This is a genomic window from Microvirga sp. VF16 (genome assembly GCF_016864375.1).
Classification (GTDB): domain Bacteria; phylum Pseudomonadota; class Alphaproteobacteria; order Rhizobiales; family Beijerinckiaceae; genus Microvirga.
Genome location: NZ_CP069354.1, coordinates 708262 through 730766, shown reverse-complemented (window position 1 = coordinate 730766; position 22505 = coordinate 708262). Strand labels below are relative to the sequence as shown.

Here is a 22505-nt window from a genome sequence, read left to right as displayed (position 1 = left end):
ATCCCAAAAGCGGTGTCCACTTTTGGGTCCGATGCTCTAGCCGCTGTTGCGCAGCCCCGCAGCGATGCCGTTGATGGAGAGGTGGATGCCCTGGACGACCTGTTCGTCCGCATCGCCAGATCGGTGACGCTTCAACAATTCGATCTGCAGGTGATTCAGCGGATCGAGATAGGGAAAGCGGTTACGGATCGAACGGGCGAGGAGCGGGTTGCTGTCGAGCAGGGATTCCTGCTGCATGATGGAAAGCAGTTGCTTGATCGAATCCTCCCATTCATGGCGCAGGCGCGGGAAGATCCCATCGCGCAAGCTCTCGTCTGCGACGAGGTTTGCATAGCGCGAGGCGATGGCGATGTTGCTCTTCGCCAGCACCATGTCCATGTTCGAGAGCAGCGCCTGGAAGAACGGCCACTCGCGATACATCTCCTGCAGCAACGCCAAGCCGGTATCGGGCCGCTTTTCGAGCCATTCGTTGACGGCCGAGCCGAAGCCGTACCAGCCCGGCAGCATGAGGCGGCACTGCGCCCAGCCGAACACCCAAGGAATGGCGCGTAAGTCTTCGATGCGCCGCGAATTGGTGCGCGAAGCCGGCCGGCTGCCGATATTCAGGTTGGCGATCTCGCCGATCACCGTCGATTCCCAGAAATAGCGCTCGAACCCTTCGGTCTCGTAGACGAGCGCCCGATAGGCCTTGAAGGCGCTGTTCGAGAGCTCTTCCATGGCGTTCAGATATTCCTCGCGCGGCGCGGATTGCCCGGAATGCAGCAGCGAGGCTTCAAGGGTCGCGGAGGCGAGGATTTCGAGATTGCGCCGTCCGAGGTCCGGATTGGAGTATTTGCCCGCGATCACCTCGCCCTGCTCGGTGATGCGGATGGCGCCCTGCACGGCCCCGCCCGGCTGCGCCAGAATTGCCTGATAGCTCGGCCCGCCGCCACGGCCCACGGAACCGCCCCGGCCGTGGAAGAGGCGAAGCGCCACCTGATGGCGCTTGAACACCTCGACCAGCTCGATCTCCGCCTTGTAGAGTTCCCAGCCGGAGGTGAGGAAGCCGCCATCCTTGTTGCTGTCGGAATAGCCGAGCATCACCTCCTGCGCCTGACCGCGGCTGCGCAACAGGCGCATGTAATCGGGCAGCGCGAAGAGCGCATCCATCACGCCGCTGCAATGGCGAAGATCCGCGATGGTCTCGAAGAGCGGGATGATGTTCACATCCATCTCGCCATCGCGTGGACGCAACAGACCCGCTTCCTTCAGGAGCAGAGCCACTTCCAGAATATCGGACGGATCGCTCGCCTTGGAGATGACGTAGTTCGGCACGGCCGCGCGGCCGTAGCGGCGATGGGCCTCCGCCGCCTCATGCACGATGGCAAGCTCCGATGAGGTTTCCGGCGAATATTCGAGATAGGGCGATGTCAGAAGACGGGGCGTCCGGAGCTCTTCCAGGAGCAGAGCGACACGCTTGTCCTCCGGCAACCCTTCATAATCGGTGCCGGGATTTGCCTTCTCGAAGAGCTCGGCGACAACACGCTGATGAACATCGGAGTTCTGGCGCATGTCGAGGCTCGCCAGATGGTAGCCGAAGACATCGACGGCGCGGCGCAATTTGCGCAACCGGCCGCGCGTGAGGGACCCTGATCCGTTCGAGCGCAGGGAGCGATGCAGGATCGAGAGGTCGCCTTCGAACTCCTCGACGCTGTCATAGGCCGGCGCCTCGCCCACCGCGTGGCGGGCAACATCGCCGTGCCCCAATCGCGCCGCGGTTGCCGCAAGGCGCGCATAGATGCCCGTGATCGCCCGGCGGTAGGGCTCGTCCTGGCGATGGGGCGAGAGATCGGGAGAGGCCTTGGCGAGTTCCTGGACCTCGTCGGAAACGTTCACATAACGCCCGTCGAGGGACAACTCGGCGCCCAGGCAATGCAATTCTTCCAGATAGAAGCCGAGCGCATGCTTGCTCTGCAGCAACAGGGCCTGACGCAATGCATCCGCCGTCACGAAGGGATTGCCGTCGCGGTCGCCGCCGATCCAGCTCCCCATGCGCAGGAAGGACGGAACTTCCACCGTGCCCCAGGCGGGAACCATAGCCGCGAGCTGATCCTCCAGGGAGGCATAAACCTGCGGTAGCTCCTTGAAGAAGGTATTGTCGTAATAGGACAGGCCGTTCGTGACCTCGTCGATCACCTTCAGCCTGTTACGGCGGAGAATACTCGTCTGCCAGAGGGTGAGGATGGCACGCCGCAGGGATTCCTGGCACGCCGCCTCCTCCTCCGGAGTCAGGCGCTGACGGTCACGCCGTGCCAGAACCTGCGAGATCTCCATCTCCCGGTCGATGGTGCTCTTGCGGCGCACTTCGGTCGGATGCGCGGTCAGGACCGGACAGACGAGGGCTGAGGCAAAGAACGCCTGCAGCGCCGTGTGGCTGATGCCCGCCTCCTGGATCAGCTTGAGAGCCCGCCCCAAGGTTCCCTCGCGCGGCGCCGCAGCCTCCATAGCATGAGCGCCCGCCATCGCATGAGCCCGGGAGCGGCGGACATGGTGCTGGTCCTCGGCGAGATTCGCCAGATGCGAGAAATAACTGTAGGCGCGGATGATCTGGTTGGTGCGTCCGCGCGACAGGCTGTTCAGGATCGTCTCGAGCTCGCGGCGGGCAATCTCATCCTCATCGCGGTGGAAGCGGATCGAGGTCTGGCGGATGCGCTCGACGATCTCGAAGGTTGCCTCGCCCTCCTGCTCGCGAATCGTGTCGCCGAGGATACGTCCCAGAAGCCGGATGTCGTCACGAAGGGGGAAATCCTTCTCGGCCGTAACGTCGGGATTGATCAGGGACATGGGCGCGCTCGCTTCAGCCGCATTTTGCTGCACTGCGAAATAAAACCCTTTGCCACCACGCGGCAAGCGTAATTTTATTTTAAATTCAGCCTAATTCGTGACCGCCCAGCGCTCCGGCGCTTCCGTCTGGCCGATCAATGCCAGTCCATAGGCAATCGATTCGAACTGGTCGGCGGAGGTCAGGCGCGTTTCACCGAAGCGATCCACGAACAGGCGCCGGATGGCGGGGACGAAGGACGTGCCGCCCGTGAGGAAGACTCGCTCGATCTCGCCCGGCTTCACTCCGGCCCTGGACAGCGCCTCGTCGACCGTTCCTGCGATCCGATCAACATCCTCAGCAATCCATCCTTCGAAATCGGCACGTGTGATCTTGGCCTGAATATCGACGCCCTCACCCTGGAAGCGGAAATCCGTCTCCTCAGTGCTGGAAAGCGCTACCTTCGCCGAGGACACGGCGCGGTAGAGGGCAAAGCCGAGATCGTACTCGATGATGTCGATGAACTTTTCGAGCGGCTCAGGCTCGAGCGCTGTGCGGGCGAGCTCGCGCAGCTCCTTCAGATCTCCGCTGCCCTTCATCATCGCGAGCTGGTTCCAGCGCGCGAAATTCGCGTAGTAGTGGTTGGGGATCGACAGGATCTTGCCCATCGAGCGGTATTGCCCGCCCTTGCCGAGGCGGGGCGAGACGACCTTGTCGACGATGCGGTAATCGAAAGCGTCGCCGGCAAGGCCGATACCCGAATGGCCCAGTGGCTCGGCCCGCAGCACGCCGCCGGCCTTCGAAAATCGCATCACCGAAAAGTCGCTGGTGCCGCCGCCGAAATCCGCCACGAGCACCGTGGAATCGTGGTCGAGCTGCCGCGCATAGAAGAAAGCGGCCCCCACCGGCTCATAGACATAGCGGGCCTGCTCCGCTCCAAGACGGCCGAAGGCAGTCCGGTAGCGCTGCATGGCGAGATCGTCGTCCGGATTGTAGCCGGCGAACTGGACCGGCCGTCCGACGACGACGTTGCGGGCGCCCCAATCGAGGTGCGAGCCGCCATGGCGCATGAGCGTGCGCAGGAAAGCGCTCAGGAGATCCTCGAAGGCGTAGCGCTCGCGGAAAATCCGGGTTTCCTTGAAGGTCGCACTCGCCGCGAAGGTCTTGAAGGACTGGATGAAGCGGTGGGCGTGAAGCCCCTCCAGGAACTGGTCGATGGCCCAGGGTCCACCCTCGACCTGTGTCCTCAGGCCATTGCCGTGCCGCTCGTCCCAGAAGCAGAGCGCGGTGACATAGACCTTGAGCCGCTCGCTCCCGTGCTCGAAGGTCAGCGCCTCCACATGCCCGTCAGGGCCTGCGATGGCCACGACCGTGTTACTGGTGCCGAAATCGATGCCAATGGATAGATCGTGGGACGGGGGCATGGCGACCTCGGAGCACAGCTTGAAGGGCCGGACGGTCTATACGCCAAGGCCTGCCAAGCCAAGCGGAAATGTCGGATGGGCCGATATTCCCTATCGGCACTGCGACCCCGGCGCTGTGGACGAGCCGTTGACCGGGGGGCACCCCGCACCGTAGAAGCCGCGCCTTACGCCTTTTTCGGAGACTTTCATGCTATCCATCGGTCAGCGCATCGCGAACGAACTGAATGTTCAGGAATGGCAGGTCAAGGCAGCCGTCGATCTGCTCGACGGCGGTTCCACCGTTCCCTTCATCGCGCGCTACCGCAAGGAAGTCACCGGCACCCTGGACGATGCGCAGCTGCGCACCCTGGAGGAGCGCCTGCGCTACCTGCGCGAGCTGGAGGACCGCCGCAAGACGATCCTCGACAGCGTCCGCGAGCAGGGCAAGCTCACCGACGAGCTGGCACTTCAGATCAACACCGCCGACACCAAGGCGCGTCTCGAAGACCTCTACCTGCCCTACAAGCCCAAGCGCCGCACCAAGGCGCAGATCGCCAAGGAAGCGGGCCTGGAGCCCCTGGCCGACCTGCTCCTCGCCGAGCCGGCCCGCCAGCTGAAGGAGGCTGCCGCCGCCTTCGTGAACACGGAGAAAGAGGTCGCCACGCCCGAGGCCGCACTGGAGGGCGCACGGTCCATTCTGGTCGAGCGTTTCGCGGAAAATGCGGAACTCTTAGGCGCCTTGCGTGAAACCTATTGGGAGCGCGGCAGCCTGACCTCGAAGGTGCGCGACGGCAAGCAGAATGACGGCGCAAAATTCGCCGATTACTTCGACTTTGCTGAGCCGCTGACAAAGCTCCCCTCCCACCGCATCCTCGCGCTCTTCCGTGGCGAGAAGGAAGAGATTCTCGATCTGCGCATGGAGGAGGACAAGGATAGCGCCGAGCCGGGCTATATCAGCCGCTACGAAGGCCGCACCGCGCTCGCCTTCGGCATCGTCGATCAGGGCCGCCCGGGCGACAAGTGGCTTCTGGATACGGTGCGTTGGGCCTGGCGCACGAAGCTGCGCTTCTCAATCGAGCTCGACATGAAGATGAAGCTCTGGCAGCTCGCGGAAGACGAGGCGGTGAAGGTGTTCGCGGGCAACCTGCGCGACCTGCTGCTCGCCGCTCCCGCCGGTGCCCGACCGACCCTCGGCCTCGATCCGGGCTTCCGCACCGGCGTGAAGGTGGCCGTGGTCGATGCAACCGGAAAGGTTGTGGCAACCGATACCGTCTACCCGCACGAGCCGAAGCGCCAATGGGACGAATCCATCGCGACGCTGGCGCGTCTCTGCCGCGTGCATAAGGTCGAGCTCGTCGCCATCGGCAACGGCACGGCCTCGCGCGAGACCGACAAGCTCGCCGCCGAGCTGGTCTCGAAGCACCCGGATTTGAAGCTCACCAAGATCATGGTCTCGGAGGCCGGCGCCTCCGTTTATTCCGCTTCCGCCTTTGCGAGCCAGGAGCTGCCGGATCTCGACGTGTCCTTACGCGGCGCCGTCTCCATCGCGCGCCGCCTGCAGGATCCGCTGGCGGAACTCGTGAAGATCGACCCGAAATCCATCGGCGTCGGGCAGTACCAGCACGATCTTGCGGAATACAAGCTCTCCCGCTCCCTCGACGCGGTGGTGGAGGATTGCGTGAACGCGGTTGGCGTCGATCTCAACACCGCTTCGGCCCCGCTCCTCGCCCGCGTCTCGGGCCTCGGCGACTGGGTGGCGCAGAACATCGTCTCGCACCGCGATGCCAACGGTCCGTTCAAGACCCGCAAGGCCCTGACCAAGGTCTCGGGCCTCGGTCCGAAGACCTTCGAACAGGCGGCAGGCTTCCTGCGCATCCCGAACGGCGACGATCCGCTCGATGCCTCCGGCGTCCATCCGGAAGCCTATCCGGTCGTGCGCCACATTCTCGAAGCCACGAAGAGCGACATCAAGGTCGTGATCGGCAACGGCGCCGTTCTCAAGAAGCTCAACCCGCAAAACTTCACGGACGAGAAGTTCGGCGTGCCGACGGTGAAGGACATTTTGAGCGAGCTGGAGAAGCCCGGCCGCGATCCACGCCCGGAGTTCAAGACCGCCACCTTCATGGAAGGCGTGGAGAAGATCGGCGACCTGAAGCCTGGCATGATGCTGGAAGGCGTCGTCACCAACGTGGCGGCCTTCGGCGCCTTCGTCGATGTGGGCGTGCACCAGGACGGCCTCGTGCACATCTCGGCGCTGGCCGACACCTTCGTGAAGGATCCGCGCACCGTCGTGAAGCCCGGCGACATCGTGAAGGTGAAGGTGCTCGAGGTCGATGTTCCGAGAAAGCGCATCTCGCTCACCATGCGCATGAGCGACCCGGCCGAGAAGCGGCCTGCAGGGCGGCAGGACGACAATCGGGCGGCGTTCCAGAAGCACCGTCAGCAGAATGAGAGGAAGCCGGCCCAGCAGACGTCCTCCTCCGGTGGCGCTTTGGCCGATGCCCTGCGCCGGGCCGCAATGGCCAACGGCAAGGACAAGGGCAACCGGAAGTGATCCAAGGGGCGGCTTGTAGCCACCTCCGAAGTGATTTAGAAGCAAAGCGTCTCACGGGGAGCCTCACACGGGGCTGAGAGGTGGTCAGGCCACCGACCCGTCGAACCTGATCCGGGTCATGCCGGCGGAGGGAATGAGCATGCGACATCGCCATAAAAGCCATGCCCCGTGCAATCTGCGCCGCCCGTCCGGCCTGCCTCATGCATGGGAGCGCCAATAAAATGTTACGCAGATTGCTTCTCACCCTCGTATCGCTCGGGCTCGCCACCGGCCTCGCCCAGGCGCAGACCAAGCCGACACTCACCGTCTATACCTACAGCTCGTTTTCCGGAAAATACGGCCCCGGCAAGACCGTCAAGGAACGCTTCGAGGCGACCTGCGGCTGCGAACTCACTTGGGTTTCCGCCGAGGATGCGGGCAGCCTACTCGGACGGCTGCGGCTGGAGGGCGAGAACACCAAGGCCGATGCAGTCGTCGGTCTCGACATGAACCTCGTGGCGGAGGCGAAATCCCTCAACCTCTTTGCCCCTCATGGCGCTGAGGTAAAAGATCTGACACTTCCTATCAAATGGAACGATGAGGCCTTCATCCCCTTCGACTGGGGCTACTACGCCTTCGTCTACGATGCCAACAAGCTTCCCAATCCGCCGAAGAGCCTGAAGGAGCTGGTCGACAATCCCAATGGCCCGAAGGTGGTTCTGCAGGATCCTCGCACCAGCGCGCCGGGCCTCGGCCTGCTGCTCTGGATGCAGAAGGTCTATGGCGACAAGGCCGGCGAGGCCTGGGGCAAGCTCAAACCCCGCATCGTAACCTTCACCAAGGGCTGGTCGGAAGCCTATGGCCTGTTCCTGAAGGGCGAAGCCGACATGGTGATGTCCTACACCACCTCGCCTGCCTATCACGTGATTGCGGAGAAGAAGGACAACTACAAGGCCGCGGCCTTCACGGAGGGCCATTACCTTCACGTGGAACTCGCTGGCATGACCCGCACCACGAAGCAGCCGGAACTCGCCCAAAAATTCATGGCCTTCATCCTCAGCGAACCGTTCCAGTCGGCCATGCCCGAGGGCAATTGGATGATGCCTGCCAAGACGCCCGCCGCCGGCCTGCCGGCCGCCTTCAAGGATCTGGTGCAGCCGAGCCAGGCGCTGCTCTTCACCCCCGAGGAGGTGCAGCAGAACCGCCGCGCCTTCACCGATGCCTGGCTCAACGCCACGGCGCGCTGACCGCCCGGCATGATCGTGAGGCTGCCCCATCCCGGAAGCCTGGTGGCCCTGGCCATCGTGAGTCTGGTCGCGGGTGGCTTCATCGCTCTTGCCAGCTTCGATGGAGGGACACCGACGCTTCTCTCCATCGGCCCCTATCTCTGGCGTGTGCTCGCCTTCTCCGTCATCCAGGCAACGCTTTCCACCCTTCTGTCGCTGGCCCTCGGCATCGGCCTCGCGCTCGCGCTTGCACGCCGCAGATTTCCCGGCCGCGATGTCCTTCTGGCGATCCTGGGCTCTACGATGGTGATGCCCACCATCGTCGCCGTCTTCGCGGTCTTCGCCGTGTACGGGCGCAGTGGATGGCTCGCCGAACTTCTCGCATTTCTCGGATGGACCGAGGGCTTCAGCATCTTCGGCTATCCCGGCATTCTCATCGCCCATGTGTTCCTGAACGGCCCCTTCGTGGCGCGGATCACGCTCGACGGATTGAATCAGGTTCCCGCCGAGCACTGGCGCCTCGCCACCGCCTTCGGCTTCACGCCCTTCCAGATCTTCCGCCATCTCGACTGGCCGGTTCTGCGCGCGGAACTGCCCGGGGTCGCCGGGCTCATCTTCCTGATGTGCTTCAAGAGTTTTGCCATCGTGCTGGCGCTCGGCGGGGGGCCCAGTCGCTCCACGCTCGAAGTGGCGATTTTCGAGGCACTCAAGATCGATCTCGATTTCAGCCGCGTCGCCTGGCTCGCGCTGATCCAGCTCGCGATCTGCCTGTCGATGACGGCGCTTCTCCATTGGGCCTTCACGCGTCCGCCAGTCGGCCACACGATCCGCAGCCTCGTTTATCGCCCCGACGCCAAGAACGAGAAACTGAAGCTTCTCGATGCCGTCGTGCTGGTCGTCAGTGCTGTCTTCATCGCACCGCTCGCCTTCAGCGTGCTGACGGGCTTTCGCAATATGCTCGACGTGATCGATACCGATCTTCTTCGGGCTTTCGTCACGAGCCTGACGATTGCGACCGCTGCCGCCATTCTGGCCTGCGTCCTGGCCTTTGCGCTTGCTTCCGCGGCGCGACGGCGCCGGATCGTCCTGCGGTCACCACGGATTGCCGCCTTCTACGATTTCCTGCCCGACACGCTCCTCGCCGTTCCGCCCTTCGCCCTGACCGCAGGCCTGTTCCTGCTGATCCAGCGCTTCGGCGATCCCTCGACGGCAGGCCTCATCCTTCTCCCATTGATCAACGGGCTCGCTGCCGTGCCCTTCGCCTATCGCTATGTAGCGCCTCATCTCCTCACCACGGAGGAGCGCTATGGCCGCGTCGCAGCCTCCCTCGGTCTCGCCGGGTGGTCGAAGCTGACGATCATGGACTGGCCGGCGCTCAGGCGCCCACTCGCCGCAGGTTTTGTTCTTGCCATGGCCCTGTCATTCGGCGATTTCGGCATCATCGCTCTCTTCGGCGGCACGGAACTGGTCACCCTGCCCTATCTCCTCTATGAGCGTCTCGGCGCGTACCGGCTCGACGAGGCGGCAAGCATCGGTCTCGTCATCGTCCTCTTCGCCGTTCTACTCGCACACGCTTCAGGTCGATTGTCCCATGCTGGTGATTGAGAATTGCCGCCTGACCTGGCCGGATTTCACGGCCGATTACTCGCTCACGGTCGAGAAGGGAAATCTCTGTGCCATCATCGGCCCGTCGGGTGGCGGCAAGACGACTCTGCTTCACATGATCGCCGGCTTCGAAAAGCCTGAAAGCGGCACGCTCACCTTCAACGGACAGGATCTCTTGCCGCTCGAACCAGCCAAGCGCCCAGCCGCCACTGTGTTCCAGGATCACAACCTGTTTCCACACCTGAGCGCGGCGCAGAACGTAGCGCTGGGACTTCGCCCTTCCCTGCGGTTGAGCGCGGATGAGAAACGTCTCGTGGGCGACATGCTCGACTCGGTCGGCCTCAAAGGCTTCGATGACCGCAAACCCGGCGAGATGTCGGGAGGCCAGCGTCAGCGCGTGGCACTGGCACGCGCGCTCATCTCCGGCCGGCCGCTGATCCTACTCGACGAGCCGTTCAGCAGCCTCGATCCGTCCTTACGCCGCGACATGATCCTGCTCGTCGACGAGATGCGCCGCAAGCGCCCCGTCACGATTCTCATGACGATCCATACGCCGGAGGATGTGGCGGATGTCGCCGACCAGATGGCGTTTGTCGCGGATGGCAGGGTCGTGGCAACTGGACGTCCTGCCGACATTCTCACCAGTGCACTCGCGCCGAGGATCGCGGCGGCCGTGTCGGATTCGTGAGTGGCATCACCTCTACATGTCATCACCGGCCTTGTGCCGGTGATCTCGATGAAGAAAGGCGCGGCGCCTCACATGATCGGGATGGCCGGCACAAGGCCGGTGATGACATGGGGGTGTCACGCGCTGTCATTCCGGGGCCGCGCAGCGGAGCCCGGAATCCATAAACACGACGTGGAAGCTTGAAACATTGCGATAGCCGACGTGCCTTACTCTGCATTGTCAGCAGTTATGGATTCCGGGCTCGCCTTCGGCGCCCCGGAATGACAGCGCGGGTTGTCATCCCCGCTCAGCTAGAACCGACACACCCGAAGCATCGAAGACATGCAGCGCCCGGCGCGGCACATGGGCGGTGTAGGATCCGCCCGGCGCGGCATCGGTCTCTCCCGGCGCGCGGACGATCACGTCGTCGCCACTCGCGAGCTTCATGTAGACATAGCTCGACTCGCCGAGCTGCTCGACGGCGTCGATGGTGCCTCTGAGCGAAGCGGCATCGGCACCGCCCTCTTCCATGTGCTCGGGCCTGATGCCGACCGTGACCGCATCACCCGACTTCAGGTTGCCGGGCCTCACCGTCAAAGCGGCTTCCGTGCCTGCAAAGCCGATGGTGGCGCTGTCCCCCTCCATGCGCAGAACCTGCCCTTTGATGAAATTCATCCTCGGCGAGCCGATGAAGCCGGCAACGAAGAGATTGCGCGGAGAACGATAGAGCTCCAGCGGCGCTCCCACCTGCTCGATCCGGCCATGGTTCATCACCACGATCTTGGACGCGAGGGTCATGGCCTCGACCTGATCGTGGGTAACGTAGATCATCGTCGCCCCGAGATCCCGGTGCAACTTGGCGATCTCGAGGCGCGTGTTGACGCGAAGCGCTGCATCGAGGTTCGAGAGGGGTTCGTCGAACAGGAAAACGCTCGGGTTGCGCACGATGGCGCGGCCGATGGCGACGCGTTGCCTCTGTCCGCCTGACAATTCCCGCGGCTTGCGGTCGAGGAGCGGGGTAAGCTTCAGGATCTCCGCTGCCTGTCGCACGCGCCGGTCGACCTCCGCCTTGTTCGTCTTGGCGAATTTCAGGCCGAACGCCATGTTCTTGTAGACGTTCATATGCGGGTAGAGCGCATAGGACTGGAACACCATCGCGATCTTGCGATCCGCCGGCGGCAGCTCGTTCACGCGCCGGTCGTCGATCCTGATCTCGCCGCCGCTCACATTTTCCAGGCCTGCGATGATGCGGAGAAGCGTGGACTTGCCGCAGCCCGACGGGCCGACGAAGACGACGAACTCTCCATCCTTCACCGCGAGATTGATGTCGCGCAGGATCTCGGTCGTTCCGAAGGATTTGGCAACACCTTGAAGGGAAACGTCGGCCATGGCGGTCAATTCCTGGAATTTAGGACGTCACTTCACGGCACCGGCGGTGAGGCCACGCACGAGATAGCGCGAGAACAGAAGATAGAGGACGAGGACCGGGGCAATCGCCAGCGTCAGTGAGGCGAGCACCGCGTTCCAATCCGTCACGTATTGCCCGATGAATTGCTGCACGCCGAGCGTGATCGTCTGCTTGCCGTCGCCGGGCGCCAGGATCAGCGGGAACCAGAGATCGTTCCAGACCGGCACCATGGTGAAGACGGCGACCGTCGCGATGGCGGGGCTGATCAGAGGCAGGATGATGCTGAAAAAGATCCGGTACTCGCTCACCCCGTCACAGCGGGCGGCATCACGCAGATCCTTCGGGATCTGCTGGATGAACTCACCGAGGATGAGGATGGCGAGCGGCAGCCCTTGCGCCACGTAGACGAGAATGAGCGCGGTCAAGGTGTTGACGAGGTTCAACTCCACCATCATGCGCAGGATGCTGACGCTGCCGAGGCGGATCGGGACCATGATGCCGATGGCCAGATAGAGCGCGATCAGCGTGTTGCCTGGAAACTTGTACTCAGTCAGCGCCCAGGCGGCCATGGCGCCGATGAGGACGATCAGCACGAGAGAGATGATTGTCACCGTCAGGCTGTTGAAGAAGTAAAGCCCGAAATCCGCATTGGCGAAGACCCGGTCGAACCCGATGGTGGTGAAGGTCTGGCCGTTGGGAAGGCCGAGCGGATCGGCGAAGATCGCCCGCCTTGTCTTGAAGGCGTTGATGAGGATCAGAAAGATCGGACCGAGCGCCAGGATCGTGTAGAGGATCAGTGCGATATGGACGGCGATGCGGCTTGGCCGAACGGTTGTTCCCATAGCGCCCTCAGAACGTATGCCGCTGCAGCCGCCGCTGCACGCCGAAGAGATAGATCAGCACGCCCACCAGAATGATGATGAGCATGGCGGTCGCGACCGCTGCTCCCATTGTCGGGCTGCCGACCTGAAGCTGGAAGCCGAAGAAGGTGCGGTAGAAGAACGTGCCGAGGATGTCGGTGGAAAAATTCGGCCCTGCGAGCGCGCCTTTGATGGCATAGATCAGATCGAATGCGTTGAAATTGGCCACGAAAGTGAGGATCGAGACGACGCCAAGCGTCGGCAGGATCAGGGGCAGGCGCACGAACCAGAACACGCTGAAGGGTCCCGCCCCGTCGACGGTTGCGGCATCGAGCAGATCGTCGGGAATGTTCAACAAGGCGGCATAGATCAGCATCATGGGAATACCGACGAACTGCCAGACCGAGATGAGGGAGACAGTCAGCAGGGCCGTCGATTCCTGGCCGAGCCAGGGTCCGAAGAGGCTGCCGAGCCCCACGGCCTTCAAGAGGCTCGGCGCGATGCCCCAGAGCGGGTTGAGGATGAGTTGCCAGATGAAGCCGATGATGACCACGGACAGCATGGTCGGCAGGAAGATGAGCGTGCGATAAAGGCTGCCGCCGGTCAGCCGCGGCAGGCTGAGCAGCATGGCGAGCCCCAGGCCGATGCCGTTCTGCACCACCATGTGAATGGCGAAGAAGATCAGGTTGTTGGTGAACGCATTCCAGAACCGGCTCGACCAGTTGGGATCCGTCAGAAGAGTATGAAAATTCTGGAGGCCGGTGAAGCTGAGCGCGCCCGTCTCGTCACCGGCATAAAGGCTCAGGCGGATCGTATCGACGAGCGGGTAGATCGAGAACAGGGTGTAGATCGCGACCGCCGGCGCCAGGAACACGGCGATGTGGACAGGAAAGCGCGAGCGGGTGGGAACCACATCCGCCGGCTGGGCGCTTGAAGCCGTGAGATCCGTCATGCTGCTCCAGGCAGAAGGAGAATGGGATAACGGGCCACCCATGGGCGGCCCGCCTTGATGCTTTCAGCGCTTACTTCTTGTGCGGCTCGTACCAGCTCGCAAGACCGTCCTCGGCCTTCTTGGCCGCCTCCTCAGGCTTCATGCTGCCGTTCATCACCTGGGCGCTCACGTTCCAAAGCTCGGTCTCGAGGTCCGGCGTGCCGCGGGCCAGGATCTGGTAGGAGTTGCGGATCGAGCTTTCGCAGGTTCCGCGCCAGCCGACGAACTTGGCCGCGACCGGATCCTTCACCTCGACCTTGGCCTTCGAGAGCGGGAAGAAGCCCGGCAGCTCGTTGGCGTAGATCTCGGCGAATTCAGGCGAGGCCACCCAGGACAGGAAGGTCTTGGCCGCCTCGACATTCTTCGATTTGGCATTGATGCCGACCGCGATGTCCGTGTGGTCGCTGATATAGCACTTGTCGCCGGCCTTCGCGACGGGCGGTGGGAAGGCGTCAAACTCAAAATCAGCCTGCTTGCGGAAGATCGGCACGTCCCAGGAACCTGCCGGGTAGATCGCCGCGCGGCCCAAAGTGAATAGGTTCTGCGTGTCCGGATATTTCTGAGACTTGTAGCCGTCGCCCATGTAAGGCGCCCAGGTCGCCAGCTCCTTGAACACGTCCACGTAGGCCGGATCGGTGAACTTCTGCTTGCCCTCGATGAGCGCCTTGCGCCCTTCCTCACCCTTCCAGTAGTTCACGCCGATATTCTGGAAGCCCATGGTGGCGGCCTCCCACTGGTCGGCCGTGCCCATGGCAATCGGCGTGTACTTGCCGTCGGCCTTGATCTTGTCCAGCACCGCGTGGAACTCGGCGACCGTCTTCGGCGGCGTGAGCTTCAGCTCGTCGAAGATTTCCTTGTTGTAGACGAAGCCATGGATCACCGAGGCCATCGGCATGCAGAAGGTGGTCTTTCCATCATCGGTCGACCAGGCGCTCTTAGCCACGTCGGAAAAGTTCTCGATGCCCTTCACATCGTTGACGGAAACCAGGTTGCCTTTCTTGAACAGGTCGAGAGAGGCATCGAACGGGCGGCAGGTAATGAGGTCGCCTGCGGTGCCGCCGGCAAGGCGCGCGTTGAGGGCGGCATTGTATTCGGTCGGCGGATCGGCCTTGAACTGCACCTTGATGTTGGGGTGCGTCTTGTTGAAGGCCGGAATGATCTTGGTGTTCCAGACATCCGCATCATCGTTGCGCCAGCTCTCGATGGTGAGCGTCTGGGCCGAGGCGGCATTGGCGAAAGCAAGAGCTGCCGCGGCCACCGAGACGGTCGCGAGCAACTGTCCTGCGCGGCGCAGGACCGCTTTCGAATGGGGTTTCGTCATCGTCTTTTTCCTCCGTGACCGAGAGGCGTCTGGAAACGCCCCTGACAATGTGGCCCTCTGATTGTCCCGTGCCGATTTTATTGCATTCTTGCGCTTCCCAGCGGGCGAGCTTGACTGTTCCATCGGAAAGCGCTTTGGACAAGTGACCTCATATTGGTATCGGCAAAATTCAAAGACAACTCCTCTTTGACGGCACTCGCTGCAATTTGCCGGCTTCCTTTTTCCAACTCGTTGCTCTCTCTGCCATTGACGCCCACCCGGCCTGTTGACAACGCGCTTGGGTATTCCACGTCCATGCCTCTTCCCGAACTGGACATTAAGTGGCATGGTGCCTGTCCGTAAGATACTTCCCGAGATCCGTTTCGCATGACCGACCTTTTGTTCCTTGGCATTGACGGCGGCGGCACCAAGTGCCGGGCCCGGCTCCGCGATGCTCAAGGACATTTACTCGGGGAGGGAGCGGGCGGACCTTCCAACATCCGCCTCGATCCCGATCTGGTCTGGAACTCGATTCTGACAGCTTGCCGCGAAGCTCTCGCCCAAGCGGGGCTCCATGAGGGCGACCTGAAGCGAATCCATGCCGGCATGGGAGCTGCCGGCGCCGGGCAGACCAGCGCCGTCGAGCGTCTGCTGTCGCGTCATCATCCCTTCGCGTCCTTCGAGATCGAGACGGATGCACACACCGCCTGGCTCGGCGCCTTCAAGGGCGGCGACGGCGCCATCCTGATCGTCGGCACGGGCTCCTGCGGCTATGGCGGCACCAGCGGCCAATGCCATTATGTCGGCGGCTGGGGCTACGAAGTGTCCGACGAAGGCAGCGGCGGCGCCATCGGGCGCGAGCTCCTGCGCCGCTGCATCTGGGCTCATGATGGGCGCGCAGTCTCGACGCCGCTCTCGGATGCGGTTCTCGCCGAGTTCAACAACGATCTCGAAATTCTCGTGGACTGGGTCGGCAAGGCCCGCCCGGCGGATTATGGCCGCTATGCGCCGGTCGTTCTGCAGCATGCCGAGAAGCGCGATCCGCTCGGCATCGCGATCATCGAGGATGCGGTTGCCGGATTGGGGAGAATCGCCACGCGCCTGCTCGATCTCGGCGCTCCGTCGATCTGTCTGTTCGGAGGCTTGGCGGAGCCGCTTCGGCCCTGGCTTCCACCGCCCGTTCAGCGAACCATCGTCCCCCCTGCGGCGGACGCACTCGATGGCGCCATCCTCCTTGCCAGCATGGTCCTCCAGGGGAGGCGATCATGAACGAGCATTCCGGCGAGGCGCTGTCATTCCTTCCCCTGGACGAGGGCAATCCCACTCCTCTCTATCTGCAGCTTCAGCAGTCCATCGAGGAGGCTGTCCGCAAGGGCGCGCTCAAGGCCGATGCCGCATTGCCCGGCGAGCGCGATCTGGCCAAGCAGCTCGGCATTTCGCGCGTCACCGTCCGCAAGGCCATCACGGGCCTGGTGCAGAAGGGGGTTCTCGTCCAGCGCTGGGGATCGGGCACCTTCATCGCGCCGCAGATGCGGTTGGAACAGCCGCTCTCCCGGCTCTCGAGTTTCACCGACGACATGTCGGCCCGGGGCCTGAAATCCTCGGCCGTGATGCTGAGCCAATCAACGGGACCGGCCTCCACGGATGAGCTCATGGCGCTCGGCCTCTCGCCCGGCGACCTGGTGAGCCGCGTCAACCGCCTGCGCCTCGCCAACGGCATTCCCATGGCGATCGAGAATGCGGTCATTCCATCAAAAGTCCTGCCCGACCCTTCTCTCGTCAAGCAATCGCTCTATGCGGTGCTGCATGACCAGGGCTTCATGCCGACCCGCGCCTTGCAGAGACTGCATGCGGTTCTGCTCAATGAGGAACAGGCCTCGCTGCTCAGCGTTGCGCCTCAGAGTCCTGCCCTTTACATCGAACGCCGCTCGTTCACCGCTGCGGGCGAAGTTGTCGAGTTCACCTCGTCCTATTACCGGGGCGATGCCTATGATTTCGTGGCCGAACTGACCATCAGCCAGCCCGAACGGATGCACAACGATGATGCCTGATACCAATGCTTCTCCCCTGACGGCCATGCTGCGCGAGGCGCAGGAAGCGCCGCAGGTGGTCGCGCACCTGCTCAAGAGCAACGCGCCCCTGTGCCGCGAACTGGGCGAGCGTCTGCGCGCCTCCCCGCCGCCTTTTGCCGTGACCTGCGCGCGTGGCAGCTCCGACAATGCGGCAACCTTCGTCAAATATCTGCTCGAGATCCATTCCGGCCTCGTGACGGCTTCCGTCGGCCCTTCCGTGACCTCCGTCTATGAAGCTCGCCCACGCATGCGCGATGCTCTGTTCCTCGCCGTGTCGCAATCGGGCCGCAGCCCGGACATTCTCAACCTCGCCCAGGCCGGTCGGGACGATGGCGCGCTGACGGTGGCGCTCGTGAACGACACGACCTCGCCGCTCGCTTCCACCTGCGAAGTCGTGCTGCCGTTGCATGCGGGACCTGAGAAGAGCGTGGCTGCCACGAAGTCCTTTATCGCGGCGCTTGCTGCAGGGCTGCAGCTTGTGGCGCACTGGTCGCAGGACCGAGAGCTTCTCGACGCGCTCGACACCTTGCCTGACGTGCTTGCCAAGGCTTCTGCGACCGACTGGTCGGCTGCGCTTCCCATGCTGACAGAGGCCGATGATCTCTTCGTCGTCGGGCGAGGCGTCGGTTTCGCCGTCGCGCAGGAAGCCGCGCTCAAGCTCAAGGAGACCTCCGGTATTCACGCGGAAGCGATGAGCGCCGCCGAGCTGATGCACGGTCCCTGGACGCTTGCGGGCGATCACTTCCCGATCCTGGTTCTCAGCCAGCGGGATGAGACCCTGAGCGGCGTCAACGATCTCGTGACGAAGCTGAACGAACAGGGCGTTCCAGTCATCGTCGCGGGCGCCGCGGAAGGTCCCGCCTCCGTCGCGCTGCCGGGGATCGAGGATGCCCATCCCTATCTCGCGCCCATCGCGCTCATCCAGAGCTTCTATCCTCTCGTGGATGCCACAGCCCTGGCGCGCGGCCGCAATCCGGACAATCCTCCGCGCCTGCGCAAGGTGACGGAGACCGTCTGATGTCCATTGCTCTCGTTGGAGCCCGCGTTTTCGACGGCGCGCATATGCTCGACGGCCGCGCCGTCGTCATCGAGAACGGCCGTATCCTCGGCCTGCCACATGAACGCGATCTAGGTAGCGGCGTAGAGCGCCGCCGGATCGAGGGATTGCTGGCACCCGGTTTCATCGACGTGCAGGTCAATGGCGGCGGCGGCGTGCTCTACAACGACGTGCGCTCCGTCGAGGGCATCAAAACGATTGCCGAGGCTCACAGGACCTATGGCACGACAGGCCTTTTGCCGACCTTCATCACCGATACCCGCGAGACGATGGCGGAAGCCGTGGAGGCGATGCGCGCGGCGCTCGCTGCCCGCATTTCCGGCGTTCTCGGCATTCATCTCGAAGGCCCCTTCATCAGTCCGGAGCGGAAAGGCGTGCACAATCCCGCCTTCATGCGCCCGATGGAGGAGGAGGACATCGCGATCATGACCTCCCTGCGCGAGGGGCGCACGCTCGTGACGCTGGCGCCAGAGCGCAACAGCATGGAGGCGATTGCACGCCTTTCCGCTTCAGGCGTGCTGATCTGCGCCGGCCACACGGCCAGCGACTATGAGACGGTCATGGACGCCACCCGCCACGGCCTTCGCGGCTTCACGCATCTCTTCAACGCGATGCCGCCCATGGCCGGGCGTGATCCCGGTCCCGTGGGCGCAGCGCTCGACAGCAAGGATACGTGGTGCGGCCTCATCGTCGACGGGCATCATGTGAGCGATGCCGCCCTGCGCATTGCCATAGACGCCAAGGGTACGGAGCGGATGATGCTCGTGACCGATGCCATGTCGGTGACCGGCACGGATCTCACCAGCTTCGAGCTGCATGGCCGCACGATCTACCGCAAGGACGGCCGTCTCGCCACGGCGGACGGGACGCTTGCCGGTTCCGATCTCGACATGGCGAGCGCCGTGCGCAACAGCGTGGAGAGGCTAGGCCTTGCACTGCCGGACGTGCTGCGCATGGCATCGCTGATTCCGGCCCAGTTCCTGCGTCTCGATCACGAATTGGGCCGGATCGCACCTGGTTATCGCGCCGACCTCGTTCTGCTCGATGACGGCCTGCAGGTACGGCAGACTTGGATCGCCGGGGACAGCAACTGAGCGAGAGGCTTTCGATGGGCGCACAACGGGTTCTCGTGGTCGGGCTCGGCAACATGGGCCTGTCCCATGCCCTCGCCTATACGCGGATCGAGGGCTTCGAGATCGCAGGGCTCTGTACGCGCAACATCGAAAGCATGGAGCTTCCTGCCGCTTTGCAGGATCTCCCGCGCTTCACCGATTTCGAGGATGCCCTCGCCGCTTTGAGGCCGGATGTGGTGTCGATCAACACATGGTCCGACACGCACGCTCCCTATGCCATCCGTGCGATGGAAGCAGGCGCGCATGTCTTCGTGGAGAAGCCGCTCGCCGACACGGTGAAGGAAGCCGAGCGCGTGGTCGAAACGGCGATCCGGACGAAGCGCAAGCTCGTCATCGGCTATATCCTTCGCCACCATCCCTCCTGGATCAGGTTCATCGAGATCGCCAGGACCCTGGGTACGCCCCACGTCTTCCGCATGAATCTCAATCAGCAATCGAGCGGAGCGGCCTGGGAGGCGCACAAGCGCCTGCTACAATCGCTCTCGCCCATCGTCGATTGCGGCGTGCATTACGTCGATGTGATGTGCCAGATCACCCGTGCCAAACCGGTGCAGGTGCATGGGGTTGGCACGCGCCTGACGAATGACATGCCAGACGGTATGTACAATTACGGTCATCTGCATGTGACCTTCGATGACGGCTCGGTTGGGTGGTACGAGGCCGGGTGGGGGCCGATGATGAGCGAAACGGCCTATTTCGTGAAGGACGTGATCGGCCCGAAGGGCAGCGTGAGCATCGTCATGGCCGAGACCGCCGGTGACATCCGCTCGGACGACATCAACGCCCATACCAAGACCAATCAGATCCTGCTCCATCATGCCGCGCTTAAGGGGGACGGCACCTTCGCGAAGCCGGACGAGCGCATCAGCACCACGGACGAGCCGGACCATGATGCCCTCTGCGAGCGGGAGCAGCGCTTCCTCCTGCGGGCGATCCAGGAAGATGTGGACCTGACGGATCACATGAACGATGCGGTCCGCTCTCTGCGCATCGTGTTGGCTGCCGACGAGGCCGTGCGGACGGGCCGGGTCATTTCACTCTGAGTAACAGTCGACGGCATTGCACCGACAGACACCCCACGTCATGGCCGGGCTTGTCCCGGCCATCCCGATGCTGTGAAGCGAGACGCTCTTCTGATCGAGATCACCGGCACAAGGCCGGTGATGACGTCGGAGAGAGATCTATTCCCGGAACAGATCAACTCTTCCCATAAAGAACGAAGCTTCGGCGTCGTCCCGAGAACTCTCGCTCGTATTCCCGCGTCACCCGCCAGCCATGACGCTCGTAGAATCGGCGGGCGCTGTGATTGTCGCGGAAGCACTCGAGACTCTTCGCCCCCAATACTTCCGCCTGCCGCAAAAGAAGCGCCCCGCCCCCCTTGCCGCTGGCGGTGGGGTCCATGAAGAGCATGTCGATATGCCCGTCGGTCATGAGCAGAAAACCGATGGGAGTGTCGCCGGAGAGTGCGATCAGCATGCGTTCCCATGAGGCATTGAACCGCTCGGCAAAGAACGCCGCGCCCCGACCCACGAGCACGCTCTCTTCCAAAATATCCGCAAAGGCTGCCCGATAGGATCGCTCGGCGATTGCGGCCAGGGCCGGAATATCCTCGGCCCTGGCAGGTCGCACGATCACGGCTGCCCTCTCAGGCGTGGATCGAGCGTGTCGCGCAAGGCGTCGCCCAAGAGATTGAAGCCGAAGGACAGGAACAGGATGGCGAATCCCGCGAAGATGGCGCTCCACGGCGAGAGCATGAGGAAGTTGCGGCCCTCCGACAGCATCAGGCCAAGTGACGGCGTCGGCGGCTGCGTGCCGAGGCCGAGGAACGAGAGCGAGGCCTCGACCAGGATCGCGGCCGAGAGCAGCAGGCTCGTCTGGACCAGGATGACGGAGGCGAGGTTCGGCAGGATGTGCAGGAAGATGATGCGCGGATCCGAGGCGCCGATGGCCTTGGCACCCGCCACGTACTCGCTTTCGCACAAAACGAGCGCTGGGCCGCGCAGGAGCCGCGCGAAAATCGGCGTGTAGACCACCGCGATAGCGGCCGCCGCGCTGTAGGTGTGAGGCCCGAGAACGGCGATGGTTCCGATGGCGAGCAGCATCACCGGGAAGGCGAAGAGAACATCCATGACGCGCATGATGATGCGGTCAAGCCAACCGCGGTAGTAAGCCGCCACGAGGCCGAGCGCTCCACCGGCGAACAATGCAATGCCGACGGCCAGCAGGCAGGCGATGAGCGAGGTGCGATAGCCGTAGAGAATGCGGGTCAGCACATCGCGGCCGAGCTGATCGGTGCCGAACCAGTTCAGTTCGGATGGCGCGCGCAGGCGCCGCGCGACGCTCTGCGCCATGGGATCGTAGGGCGCGAAGAGCGGTGCGCCGATGGCGAGGATGAGTTGGATCGCCACCAGGACGACGGCGAAAGTCAGAAGCTTGTTCTTGGCCAGACGCGACACGGCTCAAGCCCTCACGCGAGGGTCGACGACGATGTAGAGAAAGTCGACCAGAAAGTTCACGAAAACGAAGCCCGCCGTCACCACGAGAATCGTGGCCTGGATCAGCGGATAGTTGCGCTCCGCAATGGCGCCGAGGATCAGGCGGCCGAGACCCGGAATAGCGAAGACCTGCTCGACCACGATGGCGCCGCCAAGAAGATAGCCGGTCATGATGCCGACGCTGGTGAGAAACGGGATCAACGCATTGCGCAGGGCATGCTTGTAGACGACGCGACGCTCCGGCAATCCCTTGGCGCGGGCCGTGCGGACATAATCCTGCCCCAGCGCGTCGAGCATGGCCGAACGCACGAGACGCGAGAGATTGGCCAGGATCGGCAACGCCAGCGCAAAGGCCGGCAGCACCATGCGCTGAAGATTGCCGACGGGATCTTCGGAGAAGGGCACATAGCCGAGCGAGGCAAAGCCCGGCGCCCAGTTGGAAAGGAGAAGGATCAGCACGATCCCGAGCCAGAAAGACGGAATCGTCAGGCCTGCGATCGCGCTCACACGCATGGTGACATCGGCCGCACCGCCACGCATCTGTGCCATCAGGCAGCCGACCGGCACGGCCAATACCGCACCGATGAAAAGCGAGAGAAAGGTGAGTTCCAGCGTCGGCCACAGATGCAGAAGGATCTCGGTCGAGACGGGACGGCCCGTCCAGAGAGAGGTGCCGAAATCGCCGCGAAGAGCCGATCCGGCCCAGACCAGATACTGCTCGATGATGGGACGGTCGAGTCCGACGCGGCGGTTGAGCTCCGCCATGCGCTCAGGAGTGATTTCGGTGTTCGCACCCAGCATGATCGCAACCGCATCGCCGGGGATCATCCGGATCATCAGGAACACGATGATCGATACGCCGAAAAGGACGATAACGAGATCGATGAGGCGCGCGAGCAGGACTCGGTTCATGCAAAAGGGCTCTTTGAAAAAAGCCCTGGCGCCGCGTGAATGC

18 protein-coding genes and 1 riboswitch are annotated in these 22505 nt (G+C 63.2%); of the genes, 9 read left to right on the top strand and 9 right to left on the bottom strand.

Annotated elements, in window-relative coordinates; all coding sequences use genetic code 11:
• Window positions 1–36 precede the first annotated feature (36 nt).
• Both ppc and JO965_RS03475 read right to left on the bottom strand, forming a co-directional pair.
• Window positions 37–2823, bottom strand: a complete 2787-nt coding sequence (ppc, locus tag JO965_RS03480; RefSeq protein WP_203442325.1) for a phosphoenolpyruvate carboxylase — start codon at window positions 2821–2823, stop codon at window positions 37–39.
• Window positions 2824–2913: 90 nt separating this feature from the next.
• Window positions 2914–4224 carry an Hsp70 family protein gene (locus tag JO965_RS03475; RefSeq protein WP_203442324.1) on the bottom strand — a complete coding sequence of 437 codons (1311 nt, stop codon included), beginning with the start codon at window positions 4222–4224 and terminating at the stop codon, window positions 2914–2916.
• Between the two features lie 187 nt (window positions 4225–4411).
• Between JO965_RS03475 and JO965_RS03470 the strand changes: the two genes are divergently transcribed.
• From JO965_RS03470 to JO965_RS03455, 4 genes are all read left to right on the top strand, one after another.
• Window positions 4412–6757, top strand: a complete 2346-nt coding sequence (locus JO965_RS03470; RefSeq protein WP_203442323.1) for a Tex family protein — start codon at window positions 4412–4414, stop codon at window positions 6755–6757.
• 44 nt (window positions 6758–6801) lie between these two features.
• Window positions 6802–6908, top strand: a riboswitch (TPP riboswitch).
• A 70-nt stretch (window positions 6909–6978) separates the two neighbouring features.
• Entirely contained in the window at window positions 6979–7983 is a 1005-nt protein-coding gene (gene thiB / locus JO965_RS03465) for a thiamine ABC transporter substrate binding subunit (protein ID WP_203442322.1), read from the top strand.
• Between the two features lie 9 nt (window positions 7984–7992).
• Entirely contained in the window at window positions 7993–9567 is a 1575-nt protein-coding gene (locus JO965_RS03460; RefSeq protein ID WP_203442321.1) for an ABC transporter permease subunit, read from the top strand.
• Window positions 9554–10255 (top strand): ATP-binding cassette domain-containing protein, encoded by a 702-nt coding sequence (locus tag JO965_RS03455; RefSeq protein WP_203442320.1) that lies wholly within the window; start codon window positions 9554–9556, stop codon window positions 10253–10255. Before JO965_RS03460 ends, JO965_RS03455 begins: the two co-directional genes overlap by 14 nt.
• Before the next feature lie 276 nt (window positions 10256–10531).
• Here JO965_RS03455 and JO965_RS03450 read toward each other — a convergent pair whose 3' ends face one another.
• From JO965_RS03450 to JO965_RS03435, 4 genes are all read right to left on the bottom strand, one after another.
• Window positions 10532–11623, bottom strand: a complete 1092-nt coding sequence (locus JO965_RS03450; protein ID WP_203442319.1) for an ABC transporter ATP-binding protein — start codon at window positions 11621–11623, stop codon at window positions 10532–10534.
• A 27-nt stretch (window positions 11624–11650) separates the two neighbouring features.
• Window positions 11651–12484 carry a carbohydrate ABC transporter permease gene (locus JO965_RS03445; protein ID WP_203442318.1) on the bottom strand — a complete coding sequence of 278 codons (834 nt, stop codon included), beginning with the start codon at window positions 12482–12484 and terminating at the stop codon, window positions 11651–11653.
• Window positions 12485–12491: 7 nt separating this feature from the next.
• The gene (locus JO965_RS03440; RefSeq protein WP_203442317.1) at window positions 12492–13454 is read right to left on the bottom strand and encodes a carbohydrate ABC transporter permease; all 963 of its coding nucleotides are present in this window, start codon (window positions 13452–13454) and stop codon (window positions 12492–12494) included.
• A 70-nt stretch (window positions 13455–13524) separates the two neighbouring features.
• Window positions 13525–14814: an ABC transporter substrate-binding protein gene (locus JO965_RS03435; RefSeq protein ID WP_203442316.1), complete on the bottom strand. Its 1290-nt coding sequence runs from the start codon at window positions 14812–14814 to the stop codon at window positions 13525–13527.
• A 366-nt stretch (window positions 14815–15180) separates the two neighbouring features.
• Between JO965_RS03435 and JO965_RS03430 the strand changes: the two genes are divergently transcribed.
• The 5 genes from JO965_RS03430 to JO965_RS03410 are packed head-to-tail and all read left to right on the top strand — an operon-like array spanning window position 15181 to window position 20098.
• Window positions 15181–16062: a BadF/BadG/BcrA/BcrD ATPase family protein gene (locus JO965_RS03430; RefSeq protein ID WP_203442315.1), complete on the top strand. Its 882-nt coding sequence runs from the start codon at window positions 15181–15183 to the stop codon at window positions 16060–16062.
• Window positions 16059–16844, top strand: a complete 786-nt coding sequence (locus JO965_RS03425; RefSeq protein ID WP_203442314.1) for a GntR family transcriptional regulator — start codon at window positions 16059–16061, stop codon at window positions 16842–16844. The genes JO965_RS03430 and JO965_RS03425 overlap by 4 nt, the downstream gene beginning before the upstream one ends.
• A complete protein-coding gene (locus JO965_RS03420; protein ID WP_203442313.1) occupies window positions 16834–17883 on the top strand; it encodes an SIS domain-containing protein in 1050 nt (349 codons plus the stop codon). Before JO965_RS03425 ends, JO965_RS03420 begins: the two co-directional genes overlap by 11 nt.
• On the top strand, window positions 17883–19016 hold the full coding sequence (gene nagA / locus JO965_RS03415) for an N-acetylglucosamine-6-phosphate deacetylase (protein ID WP_203442312.1): 1134 nt from the start codon (window positions 17883–17885) through the stop codon (window positions 19014–19016). The genes JO965_RS03420 and nagA overlap by 1 nt, the downstream gene beginning before the upstream one ends.
• Window positions 19017–19030: 14 nt before the next feature.
• Window positions 19031–20098 (top strand): Gfo/Idh/MocA family protein, encoded by a 1068-nt coding sequence (locus JO965_RS03410; RefSeq protein ID WP_203442311.1) that lies wholly within the window; start codon window positions 19031–19033, stop codon window positions 20096–20098.
• Window positions 20099–20252: 154 nt separating this feature from the next.
• On the opposite strand, the gene JO965_RS03405 is transcribed toward JO965_RS03410, so the two are convergent.
• Genes JO965_RS03405 through JO965_RS03395 form a run of 3 tightly spaced genes read right to left on the bottom strand, consistent with a single transcriptional unit; the run spans window position 20253 to window position 22462 of the window.
• On the bottom strand, window positions 20253–20690 hold the full coding sequence (locus JO965_RS03405; RefSeq protein ID WP_203442310.1) for a GNAT family N-acetyltransferase: 438 nt from the start codon (window positions 20688–20690) through the stop codon (window positions 20253–20255).
• The gene (locus JO965_RS03400; RefSeq protein WP_203442309.1) at window positions 20687–21511 is read right to left on the bottom strand and encodes an ABC transporter permease; all 825 of its coding nucleotides are present in this window, start codon (window positions 21509–21511) and stop codon (window positions 20687–20689) included. The genes JO965_RS03405 and JO965_RS03400 overlap by 4 nt, the downstream gene beginning before the upstream one ends.
• 3 nt (window positions 21512–21514) lie before the next feature.
• Window positions 21515–22462, bottom strand: coding sequence for an ABC transporter permease (locus JO965_RS03395; protein WP_203442308.1), 948 nt, complete (start codon window positions 22460–22462; stop codon window positions 21515–21517).
• Between the last annotated feature and the right edge of the window lie 43 nt (window positions 22463–22505).